Here is an 11,681-nt window from a genome sequence, read left to right as displayed (position 1 = left end):
CCGGCACCCCGACCCGATCCCGGGGGATGTCCGGAACCGCGCTTCCGGCCCCGCCTCCGCGCGCCCCGAGACCCGCCCGGACCGGCACCTCGTCACCGCCCCCGGCGAGCTGCCCGGGCCGGCCCCGCCTCGCGGCTCTCCCTGACAATCCGCCCCGCGACCCCCGGTGCGGCGTCCTGCGGCGGCCCGGTGGCCCGGCGTGAACCGCCGGTCTTGCGGTGCCCACGGCTCCGGGCGCTCACGGTCGCCCGGGCGGCCCGACGCCACTGCCGCGGCCCGGTGGCCCGGCGGTGACTGGTGCCCCTGGCACGGCCGGTGCCCGGCACGAACCCCCTGCCTCCCGGTGCCCGCGGCTCCCGGTGCCCGCTGCCGTCCGGGGGCCCGGTGGTGCGCGCCCCGGTGACCGGGGGTGCGTCCGGTTCAGGAAGTCGCGGCCCACTCCGCGAACGTCGGGCCCGTCAGCCGGGCGTCCGCGCCCGGGAGCAGGCCGCCGTTCTCGAACAGGTCCCGCTCCGGGTCGGCCGGGTCGCTCACGGCGATCAGCTGCGCGGCCGGGTCCCGGAGGGACAGCAGCAGCCGGGCCGCCTCCTCCAGGCTCTCCTCGCGCGGACCGGCCACCTCGGGGAACGGCGCCCGCGCCCCCGGCGCCTCCCGCGCCTCGGCCAGCTCCACCAGCGCCTCCGCGACGGCCCGCGCCGCGACGAGCTGGGTCCGCATCCTCGGGACGTGGACGGTGTCGCCCTGACGCCCCCACTGCAGGAACTGCTCCACGAGCTCGTGGAACTGCGCCGCCCGCAGCACCCGCACCGGCACCGGTCCGGCCAGCACCGCGCGCTCGTGCTCCAGCTTGGCCGCGTTGTATCCGGCGACCGAGGCGTCGATGCCGATGATCGACACGACCACCAGCCGGCCGACCCCGGCCTTCTGCCCGGCCTCGTGCAGATTGCGGGCCGCGGCCGTGAAGAACTCCGTCGCCACCTCCCGGTCGGGCGAGGGCGTGCTGGACGCGTCGATCACGACGTCCACGCCCTCCAGCGCCTCGGTCAGCCCGGCGCCGGTGACGACGTCGACCCCGGTGGCCCGGGACATCGGTACGACCGTGTGTCCGCGTTCCGTCAGCACGTCCACGACATGCCGTCCGAGCCGCCCGGTCGCCCCGGCCACCGCGATCTTCCTGGTCTCGCTCATGTTCACGTCTCCCTCTGCAGTCCCTCTGTGTCCCGCTTCATCGCGTCGTCATCGGTATGACGGACCGGGGCCGGGAGATGTGACGGGGCGGGGGCGGATCGCGGGAAATAAATTGATGCAAGCATGCTTGATTGTTTCTGGGGCCGCTGACATGCTCCCCCCATGTCCGATCCGACGCCCGTGTTCGACGATCTGCGTGACGAAAGCGAAGAACTCGACCGGCTCGTGGCCGAGTCGAGCCCGGAGCAGTGGGCGCTCCCGACGCCCGCGCCCCACTGGACCGTCGCCCATCAGATCGCCCACCTCGCCTGGACCGACCACTCCGCCCTCCTGTCCGTCACGGACGCCGACGCCTTCCACGGCCTCGTCGAGAAGGCGCTCGCGGCGCCCACGACGTTCGTGGACGACGGTGCCGACGACGGGGCCCGGCTGCCGTCCGCCGAACTGCTGGCGCGCTGGCGCGCCGGACGCACCGCGCTGGACCGGGCGCTGCGGGAGGCCGCGCCGGGCACCCGCTTCCCCTGGTACGGCCCGCCCATGTCCGGCGCCTCCATGGCCACCGGCCGGCTCATGGAGACCTGGGCCCACGGCCAGGACATCGCCGACGCCCTGGGTGTGGTCCGCGCCCCCACCGACCGCCTCAGGCATGTGGTCCGCATCGGGGTGCGCACACGGGACTTCGCCTTCGCCGCGCGCGGGCTCGCCGCGCCCGCCGAGGAGTTCCGGGTGGAGATCCAGGCACCCTCCGGCGACCTGTGGAGCTACGGCCCCGAGGACGCCGCCCAGCGCGTCACCGGCACCGCCCTCGACTTCTGTCTGCTGGTCACCCAGCGGGCCAACCGCGCCGATGTCGACGTGCGTGCCGAGGGCCCCGACGCCGACCGCTGGCTCGGCATCGCCCAGGCCTTCGCGGGCCCGCCCGGCGACGGACGCCCGCCGAGGGAGGGCGTCAGGTGACGCTGCGCATCGGCAACGCCTCCGGCTTCTACGGCGACCGCTTCGACGCCCTGCGCGAGATGCTCACCGGCGGTGAACTGGACGTCCTCACCGGCGACTACCTCGCCGAGCTGACCATGCTGATCCTGGGCCGGGACCGGCTGAAGGACCCCGCCGCCGGATACGCCCGCACCTTCCTGCGGCAACTGGAGGACTGTCTCGGCCTGGCGCACGAACGGTCCGTGAAGATCGTGACGAACGCCGGGGGCCTCAACCCGGCGGGGCTCGCCGACGCCGTACGGGAGCTGGCGGGCCGGCTCGGCATCCCGGTGCGCGTCGCCCATGTCGAGGGCGACGACCTCACCGCCGCGTACCCGGGCGGTCTCGCCGCCCACGCCTACCTCGGCGGCTTCGGCATCGCCGAGTGCCTGTCGGCGGGCGCGGACGTCGTGGTCACCGGCCGGGTCACCGACGCGGCCCTGGTCACCGGGCCCGCCGCCGCCCACTTCGGCTGGCGGCCCACGGACCACGACCGGCTCGCGGGAGCCGTCGTCGCCGGGCACGTGCTGGAGTGCGGGACCCAGGCCACCGGCGGCAACTACTCCTTCTTCGGCGACGGTGACGTACGCCGCCCCGGGTTCCCGCTCGCGGAGATCCACGAGGACGGAAGCTGCGTCATCACCAAGCACCCCGGCACCGGCGGATTCGTCGACGTCGGCACGGTCACCGCACAGCTCCTCTACGAGACCGGGGGCGCCCGGTACGCGGGACCCGACGTCACCGCCCGCCTGGACACCGTACGGCTCGTCCAGGACGGACCCGACCGGGTGCGGATCGACGGCGTGCGCGGCGAGGCCCCGCCCCCCACCCTCAAGGTCGGCCTCAACAAGCTCGGCGGCTTCCGCAACGAGGTCACCTTCGTCCTGACCGGACTCGGCATCGAGGCCAAGGCCGCGCTGGTGCGCCAGCAGATGGGCGACGCCCTCGCCAAGACACCGCCCGCGCAGGTGCGCTGGGAGCTGGTGCGCACCGACCGGGCCGACGCGGACACCGAGGAGACGGCGAGCGCCCTGCTGCGGCTCGTCGTCCGCGACCCCGACCAGGCCGTCGTGGGGCGCGCGCTGAGCGGCGCGGCCATCGAGCTGGCGCTCGCCAGCTACCCCGGATTCCATGTGGTGGCACCACCGGGGAAGGGCGCCCCCTATGGGGTCTTCGAGGATGTGTACGTCCCTCAGGGCGCCGTCGACCACCGGGCCGTCCTGCACGACGGAACCCGCCTGTCCGTGCTCCCGGCCCAGGACACGCTCGTCCTGGAAGCGGCGGAGGAACCCGCCCTGCCCGAGCCCCTGCCCCCGGGCCCGGTCCGCCGGGCCCCCCTCGGCCTGGTCGCCGGTGCCCGCAGCGGCGACAAGGGCGGCGACGCCAACGTCGGCGTCTGGGTCCGCACCGACGAGGCCTGGCGCTGGCTCGCCCACGAGCTGACTGCCGACCGCTTCCGGGAGCTGATCCCGGAGAGCCGCCCGCTGAAGGTCGTCCGGCACGTCCTGCCCCGGCTGCGCGCCCTCAACTTCGTGGTCGAGGGCATCCTCGGCGAGGGCGTCGCCTCCCAGGCCCGCTTCGACCCACAGGCCAAGGCGCTCGGCGAATGGCTCCGCTCCCGTCACCTCGACATCCCGGAGGTCCTGCTATGACGGTCCTTTCGTCCGCCCTGGACGTGGGCGGCCAGGACTACCAGGCGAACCGCGAGGCCATGCTCGCCAAGCTCGCCGACCTCGACACCGAGCACGCCAAGGCCCTCGCGGGCGGCGGCGAGAAGTACGTCGAGCGGCACCGGAAGCGCGGAAAGCTGCTGGCCCGTGAGCGCATCGAGCTGCTGCTCGACCCCGACACGCCCTTCCTTGAGCTGTCGCCGCTCGCGGCCTACGGCAGCGACTACGCGGTGGGCGCCTCGCTCGTCACCGGCATCGGGGTGGTCGAGGGCGTCGAGTGCCTGATCACCGCCAACGACCCCACCGTGCGCGGCGGCGCCAGTAACCCGTGGAGCCTGAAGAAGGCGCTGCGGGCCAACGACATCGCCCTCGCGAACCGGCTGCCCTGCATCAGCCTGGTCGAGTCGGGCGGCGCCGACCTGCCCTCGCAGAAGGAGATCTTCATCCCCGGGGGCGCGATCTTCCGCGACCTCACCCGGCTGTCGGCGGCCGGAATCCCCACGGTGGCGGTGGTCTTCGGGAACTCGACCGCCGGCGGCGCGTACGTCCCCGGCATGTCCGACCACGTCATCATGGTCAAGGAGAAGGCGAAGGTCTTCCTCGGCGGGCCGCCGCTGGTGAAGATGGCCACCGGCGAGGAGAGCGACGACGAGTCGCTGGGCGGCGCGGAGATGCACGCGCGCGTGTCGGGCCTCGCGGACTACTTCGCCGTCGACGAGCGGGACGCGCTGCGCCAGGCCCGCCGGGTCGTCGCCCGGCTCAACCACCGCAAGGCGTACGGCGATCCGGCCCCGGCCGAGCCCCCCAAGTACGACGAGGACGAACTGCTCGGCATCGTCCCCGGCGATCTGAAGCACCCCTTCGACCCGCGCGAGGTGATCGCCCGGATCGTCGACGGCTCGGACTTCGACGAGTTCAAGCCCCTGTACGGGACGAGCCTGACCACCGGCTGGGCGAGCCTGCACGGCTACCCCGTCGGCATCCTCGCCAACGCCCAGGGCGTGCTCTTCAGCGCCGAGTCCCAGAAGGCCGCCCAGTTCATCCAGCTGGCCAACCAGCGCGACATCCCGCTGCTCTTCCTGCACAACACCACCGGCTACATGGTCGGCAGGGAGTACGAGCAGGGCGGCATCATCAAGCACGGCGCGATGATGATCAACGCGGTCAGCAACTCGCGGGTCCCGCATCTGTCGGTGCTCATGGGAGCCTCCTACGGAGCCGGGCACTACGGCATGTGCGGGCGGGCCTACGACCCGCGGTTCCTGTTCGCCTGGCCCAGCGCCAAGTCGGCCGTGATGGGACCGCAGCAGCTCGCGGGCGTCCTGTCGATCGTCGCCCGGCAGTCGGCCGCCGCGAAGGGCCACCCGTACGACGACGACGCCGACGCGGCGCTGCGCGCCATGGTGGAGCAGCAGATCGAGTCCGAGTCGCTGCCGATGTTCCTGTCCGGGCGGCTGTACGACGACGGGGTCATCGACCCGCGCGACACCCGCACCGTCCTCGGCCTGTGCCTGTCCGCGATCCACACGGCGCCCTTCGAGGGCGCGCGCGGTGGCTTCGGCGTCTTCCGGATGTGAGGGATCACGTGATTTCGAGTCTGCTGGTCGCCAACCGGGGCGAGATCGCCTGCCGGGTCTTCCGCACCTGCCGTGCGGCCGGGGTGCGCACGGTGGCGGTGTATTCGGACGCCGACGAGAACGCCCTGCACACCCGCGAGGCGGACGCCGCGGTACGGCTGCCGGGTGCGACGCCCGCCGAGACGTATCTGCGGGGCGATCTCGTCGTGCGGGCCGCGCTGGACGCGGGCGCGGACGCGGTGCACCCGGGGTACGGGTTCCTGTCGGAGAACGCGGACTTCGCGCGGGCGGTGATCGACGCCGGGCTGGTGTGGGTCGGGCCGTCGCCCGAGGCGATCGAGGCGATGGCGTCCAAGACGCGGGCCAAGAAGCTGATGGGGCTCGAACCGCTGGAGCACGTCACCGCCGCGGATCTGCCGGTGCTGGTCAAGGCCGCCGCGGGCGGCGGTGGCCGCGGTATGCGAATCGTCCGCGAACTGGCGCACCTGGACGCCGAGTTGGAGACGGCCCGGGCGGAGGCGCTGAGCGCCTTCGGTGACGGCGAGGTGTTCGTCGAGCCGTACGTGGAGGGCGGCCGGCACGTCGAGGTGCAGATCCTGGCCGACGCGCACGGCACGGTCTGGCCGCTCGGCACCCGCGACTGCTCCCTCCAGCGCCGCCACCAGAAGGTGATCGAGGAGGCGCCCGCACCCGGAATCGGGGACGAACTCACGCGCACGCTCCACGCGTTGTCGGTGCGCGCCGCCCGCGCGGTGGACTACGTCGGCGCGGGCACGGTCGAGTTCCTGGTCGCCGACGGCACCGCGCACTTCCTGGAGATGAACACCCGGCTCCAGGTCGAACACCCGGTCACGGAGGCCGTGTTCGGGGTCGACCTGGTGGCCCTGCAGCTGCGGATCGCGGAGGGGGAACGGCTGGAGGCCGAGCCGCCGCCCGCACGGGGCCACGCGGTGGAGGCCCGGCTGTACGCGGAGGACCCGGCGGGCGCGTGGGCGCCGCAGACGGGCACCCTGCACAGGATCGCCGTCCCGGACGGCGTCCGGCTGGACACCGGGTTCGCCGACGGCGACTCGGTCGGCATCCACTACGACCCGATGCTCGCGAAGGTCGTCGCGCACGCCGCCACCCGCGCGGAGGCCGTCCGCAGGCTGGCCGGCGCCCTGGAGCGGGCCACGCTCCACGGCCCGGTCACCAACCGCGATCTGCTCGTACGCTCGCTGCGGCACGAGGAGTTCACCGGGGCCCGGATGGACACCGGGTTCTACGACCGTCACCTCGCCGAGCTGACCGGGCCCGCCCCGGATCCGTACGCCCCGCTCGCCGCGGCCCTGGCCGACGCGCACGGACGCTCGCGCTTCGGCGGCTGGCGGAACCTGGCGTCGGGGCCGCAGACCAAGCGCTACCGGATGCACGGCGCCGAGCACGAGGCCGCGTACCGGCACACGCGGCAGGGGCTCGCGGCCGACGGCGTGCGCGTGCTGCACGCCGACGCCGGCCGGGTCGTCCTCGAAGTGGCGGGCGTGCGGCGGACGTTCGAGGTGACGAGGTACGCCGGTGGCCGGGTCTTCGTGAACGGGACCGCGCTGACCGAGCTGTCCCGCTTCCCCGATCCGGCGGCGGACCGGGCCCCGGGCTCGCTGCTCGCGCCGATGCCCGGCACCGTCGTCCGGGTGGCCGAGGGGCTGGCCGAGGGCACCGCCGTGCGGGCCGGGCAGCCGCTGCTGTGGCTGGAGGCCATGAAGATGGAGCACAGGATCTCGGCACCGGCGGCGGGGACCCTCACCGCCCTGCACGCCGTGGTCGGACAACAGGTGGAGGTGGGGGCGCTGCTGGCCGTCGTGAGCGAGGATGCGGCGCCGGCCGGCGCCGCGGAGTGAACCGGAGTCCCGCTCCGGGGCGCCGGAGCGGGGCGCGCGCGGCGGACGCCGGTCCCGGTCCCGCCACGCCGCGGGCCGCCGCGCGGTTGCGATCCGGCGCGTACGGGCGGCGGCACCGCATCACGCGAACCCCCAGCGCCCTCAGCACTCCAGCACCCTCACTCCAGCACTCCAGCACTCCAGCACTCCAGCACCCCTCGTACTCCCGCACTTTCCGTACTTCCGTACCGAACTTCCGTACCGAGGAGCCCTCATGAGCCCTGTCACCGAGACCGACGAACACAAGGCGCTCCGTTCCGCGGTCGCCGCTCTCGGCAAGCGCTACGGCCGCGAGTACCTCACCAAGGCCGTCGCCGAGGGCGGTCACCCCGACGAGCTGTGGGCCGAGGCGGGCAAGCTCGGCTATCTCGGGGTGAACCTGCCGGAGGAGTACGGCGGCGGAGGCGGCGGCATCGCGGAACTGTCCATCGTCCTGGAGGAGCTGGGCGCGGCGGGCTGTCCGCTGCTGATGCTCGTCGTGTCGCCCGCCATCTGCGGCACGGTCATCGCCCGCTTCGGCACCGAGGAGCAGAAGCGCACATGGCTGCCGGGCCTGTCGGACGGCACCCGCACGATGGCGTTCGGCATCACCGAGCCCGACGCCGGCTCCAACTCGCACCGCATCACCACCACGGCCCGCCGCGACGGCACCGACTGGGTCCTGACCGGCCGCAAGGTGTTCATCTCCGGCGTCGACATCGCCGACGCGACGCTCATCGTGGGCCGCACGGAGGACGCGCGCACCGGCAGCCTCAAGCCCTGCCTGTTCATCGTCCCGCGGGACGCCGAGGGCTTCGGACGGCGCCAGATCGACATGGAACTGGCCAGCGCGGAGAAGCAGTTCGAGCTCACCCTGGACGACGTGCGGCTGCCGGCCGAGGCGCTGGTCGGCGACGAGGACGCGGGACTGCTGCAACTGTTCGCCGGGCTCAACCCGGAGCGCGTGATGACGGCCGCGTTCGCGATCGGCATGGGCCGTTTCGCGCTCGCCAGGGCCGTGGAGTACGCGCGGGAGCGCACCGTCTGGAAGGCGCCGATCGGGGCGCACCAGGCCATCGCCCACCCGCTCGCGCAGGCCCACATCGAGCTCGAACTGGCCCGGCTGATGATGCAGAAGGCCGCGTACCTGTACGACGAGGGCGACGACATCGGGGCGGGGGAGGCCGCCAACATGGCCAAGTACGCGGCCGGGGAGGCCTGCGTGCGGGCCGTCGACCAGGCGGTGCACACCCTCGGGGGCAACGGCCTCACCCGCGAGTTCGGCCTCGCCTCGCTGATTACGGCGGCGCGCGTGTCTCGTATCGCGCCCGTCAGCAGGGAGATGATTCTCAACTACGTCTCCCACCAGACCCTGGGTCTGCCCAAGTCGTACTGAGCGCTCTAGGAGGAACCGTGTTCCGCAGCGAGTACGCAGATGTACCGGCCGTCGAGGAACCCATTCACGACGCCGTCCTCGGCCACGCGGCCGAGCGCGGCGAGACGCCCGCGCTCGTCGACGGCGTCGACGGCACCACGCTCACCTACGCGCAGGTCGACCAGTTCCACCGGCGGCTGGCCGCCGCGTTCGCCGAGGCGGGGCTGCGCAAGGGCGACGTGCTCGCCCTGCACAGCCCCAACACGATCGCCTTCCCCGTGGTCTTCTACGGGGCCACGCGCGCGGGCGCCTCGGTCACCACGGTGCACCCGCTCGCCACGGCGGAGGAGTTCGCCAAGCAGCTGAAGGACTCCTCGGCCCGCTGGCTCGTGACCGTCTCGCCCCTGCTGGAGACGGCCCGCCGGGCCGCCGAACTCGCGGGCGGCATACGGGAGATCTTCGTCTGCGACCTGGCGGAGGGCCACCGGTCCATGCTCGACCTGCTGGGCAGCACCGCGCCCGAACCGCAGGCGGACATCGACCCCGTGGAGGACGTGGCGGCGCTCCCGTACTCCTCGGGCACCACGGGTGTCCCCAAGGGGGTGATGCTCACCCACCGCTCCATAGCCACCAACCTGGCCCAGCTCTCGCCGGCCATGCCGATGGGCCCCGGCGACCGCATCCTCGCCGTGCTGCCGTTCTTCCACATCTACGGACTGACGGCCCTGATGAACGCGCCGCTGCGGCAGGGCGCCACCGTCGTCGTGCTGCCCCGCTTCGACCTCGACACCTTCCTGCGCGCCATCCAGGACCACCGCATCACCGGCCTGTACGTGGCGCCGCCGATCGTCCTGGCGCTCGCCAAGCACCCCGCCGTCGCGGAGTACGACCTGTCGTCCCTGCAGTACATCGTCTCGGCGGCCGCGCCCCTGGACGCTGCGCTCGCGACCGCCTGCTCGGCCAGGCTCGGGGTGCCGCCGGTGGGCCAGGCCTACGGCATGACCGAACTGTCGCCCGGCACGCACGTCGTCCCGTTGGACGCCGAGAACCCGCCCCCGGGGACGGTCGGCAGGCTCGTCGCCGGCACCGAGATGCGCATCGTCTCCCTGGACGACCCGGACAAGGACGTCGGCGTCGGGGAACGCGGCGAGATCCTCATCCGGGGACCCCAGGTCATGAAGGGCTATCTGGGCCGGCCCGACGCGACCGCCGCGATGATCGACCCGGACGGCTGGCTGCACACCGGGGACGTCGGGCACGTGGACGCGGACGGCTGGCTCTTCGTCGTCGACCGGGTCAAGGAGCTGATCAAGTACAAGGGCTTCCAGGTCGCCCCCGCCGAACTGGAGGCACTGCTGCTCACCCACCCCGGCATCGCCGACGCCGCCGTCATCGGGTCCTACAACGAGGACAACAACGAGATCCCGCACGCCTTCGTGGTGCGCCAGCCCTCGGCGGCCGACCTCTCCGCGAACGAGGTCATGCTGTACGTCGCCGAGCACGTCGCCCCGTACAAACGGGTCCGCGTGGTCACCTTCATCGACGCCGTCCCGAGGGCGGCCTCCGGGAAGATCCTGCGCCGCGAACTGCGAGGCCTGTCATGACCGTCGTCCGCACCGGACACGAGCGCGGCGTCACCACCCTCACCCTGGACTCGCCCGCTACCCGCAACGCGCTGTCGGCCGCCCTCGTGGGCGAGCTCGCCGACGCGCTCACCCGCTGCGGCAAGGACGGCGATGTACGCGCCGTCGTCCTGACCCACACCGGGAACACCTTCTGCGCGGGCGCCGACCTGCGCGACCCGCCGCCCCCGGAGGCGTTCGTCGGTCTGCTGCGGCAGATCGTCGAGCTGCCCAGGCCCGTCGTGGCCCGGGTGGCCGGACACGTCAGGGCGGGCGGCCTCGGCCTGCTCGGGGCCTGCGACATCGCGGTGGCGGGCGAGGCCGCGAGCTTCGCCTTCACCGAGGTGCGGATCGGGGTCGCCCCCGCCGTCATCTCGCTGCCGCTGCTGCCCCGCACCGACCCGCGCGCCCTCGCCCGGTACTACCTCACCGGCGAACGCTTCGACGCCCCCGAGGCCGTCCGCACCGGGCTGCTCACCGCGGCGGGGGACGACGTGGACGCCGTACTCGCGCCCGTGCTCGACGGGCTGCGCCGGTCCGCCCCCGAAGCCCTCGCCGAGACGAAGGCGCTGCTCACGGCTAAGGTGCTGGAGACCTTCGACCGGGACGCGGCGGACCTGACCGCGCTCTCGGCCCGGCTGTTCTCCTCCGCTCAGGCCCGCGAGGGGATGACGGCCTTCCTCGAACGACGGGATCCCGCATGGGTGGTGTGAGCGCGACGGAACACGCGGCACGTACTCCGCACGTCCCCAAACAGGACCGCAGCCGGGCCACCCGGCAGCGGCTCCTGGCCGCCGCCGTGGCCTGCCTCGCCGAACACGGCTGGGCGGGCTCCACGGTCAGCGTCGTGGCGGAGCGCGCCGGGGTCTCCCGGGGCGCCGCCCAGCATCACTTCCCCACCCGCGAGGACCTCTTCACGGCGGCCGTCGAGTACGTCGCCGAGGAACGCTCCACCGCCCTGCGGGACCTCTTCCCCGACGGCCCCGCCGACCGGCGTGCCGTCGTCGAGGCCCTCGTCGGCCTCTACACCGGGCCGCTCTTCCGGGCGGCCCTCCACCTCTGGGTCGCGGCCTCGAACGAGGACCAGCTCCGTGCGCGGGTGACCGAGCTGGAGGCCCGCGTCGGCCGCGAGAGCCACCGCATCGCGGTCGATCTGCTGGGCGCGGACGAGTCCCGGCCCGGGGTGCGCGAGACGGTGCAGGGGCTGCTCGACATGGCGCGCGGACTGGGCCTCGCGAACCTGCTCACCGACGACACCGCGCGCCGGGAGCGGGTCGTGGCGCAGTGGGGGAGGATCGTGGAGGAGACGCTCGGCTGAACGGCGGCCCCGAGCCCGGCCGAGCCGCGGCCCCGGGCCGCCCCCGGCCCCTCGGCCCCCG

At 73.6% G+C, this 11,681-nt stretch carries 9 protein-coding genes; 8 read left to right on the top strand and 1 reads right to left on the bottom strand.

Annotated elements, in window-relative coordinates:
* Nucleotides 1-420: 420 nt before the first annotated feature.
* Complete coding sequence (locus ACFYYF_RS28430; RefSeq protein ID WP_388780419.1) at nt 421-1,188, bottom strand: SDR family oxidoreductase; 768 nt, start codon at nt 1,186-1,188, stop codon at nt 421-423.
* Nucleotides 1,189-1,350: 162 nt separating this feature from the next.
* On the opposite strand from ACFYYF_RS28430, the gene ACFYYF_RS28425 reads away from it, so the two are divergent.
* The 8 genes from ACFYYF_RS28425 (at nt 1,351) to ACFYYF_RS28390 (ending at nt 11,620) form a co-directional block, all read left to right on the top strand.
* Nucleotides 1,351-2,145, top strand: coding sequence for a TIGR03084 family metal-binding protein (locus tag ACFYYF_RS28425; RefSeq protein WP_388780418.1), 795 nt, complete (start codon nt 1,351-1,353; stop codon nt 2,143-2,145).
* Nucleotides 2,142-3,815 carry an acyclic terpene utilization AtuA family protein gene (locus tag ACFYYF_RS28420; RefSeq protein ID WP_388780417.1) on the top strand — a complete coding sequence of 558 codons (1,674 nt, stop codon included), beginning with the start codon at nt 2,142-2,144 and terminating at the stop codon, nt 3,813-3,815. Before ACFYYF_RS28425 ends, ACFYYF_RS28420 begins: the two co-directional genes overlap by 4 nt.
* Nucleotides 3,812-5,410 (top strand): carboxyl transferase domain-containing protein, encoded by a 1,599-nt coding sequence (locus ACFYYF_RS28415; protein ID WP_361678542.1) that lies wholly within the window; start codon nt 3,812-3,814, stop codon nt 5,408-5,410. The genes ACFYYF_RS28420 and ACFYYF_RS28415 overlap by 4 nt, the downstream gene beginning before the upstream one ends.
* An 8-nt stretch (nt 5,411-5,418) precedes the next feature.
* Entirely contained in the window at nt 5,419-7,287 is a 1,869-nt protein-coding gene (locus tag ACFYYF_RS28410) for an acetyl/propionyl/methylcrotonyl-CoA carboxylase subunit alpha (RefSeq protein ID WP_388780416.1), read from the top strand.
* 253 nt (nt 7,288-7,540) lie between these two features.
* Complete coding sequence (locus tag ACFYYF_RS28405) at nt 7,541-8,701, top strand: acyl-CoA dehydrogenase family protein (RefSeq protein ID WP_361678536.1); 1,161 nt, start codon at nt 7,541-7,543, stop codon at nt 8,699-8,701.
* A 17-nt stretch (nt 8,702-8,718) separates the two neighbouring features.
* Complete coding sequence (locus tag ACFYYF_RS28400) at nt 8,719-10,284, top strand: 4-coumarate--CoA ligase family protein (RefSeq protein ID WP_388780415.1); 1,566 nt, start codon at nt 8,719-8,721, stop codon at nt 10,282-10,284.
* On the top strand, nt 10,281-11,015 hold the full coding sequence (locus ACFYYF_RS28395) for an enoyl-CoA hydratase family protein (protein WP_361678530.1): 735 nt from the start codon (nt 10,281-10,283) through the stop codon (nt 11,013-11,015). The genes ACFYYF_RS28400 and ACFYYF_RS28395 overlap by 4 nt, the downstream gene beginning before the upstream one ends.
* Complete coding sequence (locus tag ACFYYF_RS28390; protein ID WP_361678527.1) at nt 11,003-11,620, top strand: TetR/AcrR family transcriptional regulator; 618 nt, start codon at nt 11,003-11,005, stop codon at nt 11,618-11,620. Before ACFYYF_RS28395 ends, ACFYYF_RS28390 begins: the two co-directional genes overlap by 13 nt.
* Nucleotides 11,621-11,681: the final 61 nt, after the last annotated feature.

The sequence above is a fragment of the Streptomyces sp. NPDC001914 genome (assembly GCF_042891215.1).
GTDB lineage: Bacteria > Actinomycetota > Actinomycetes > Streptomycetales > Streptomycetaceae > Streptomyces.
This window is presented reverse-complemented; position numbering and strand designations above follow the sequence as displayed.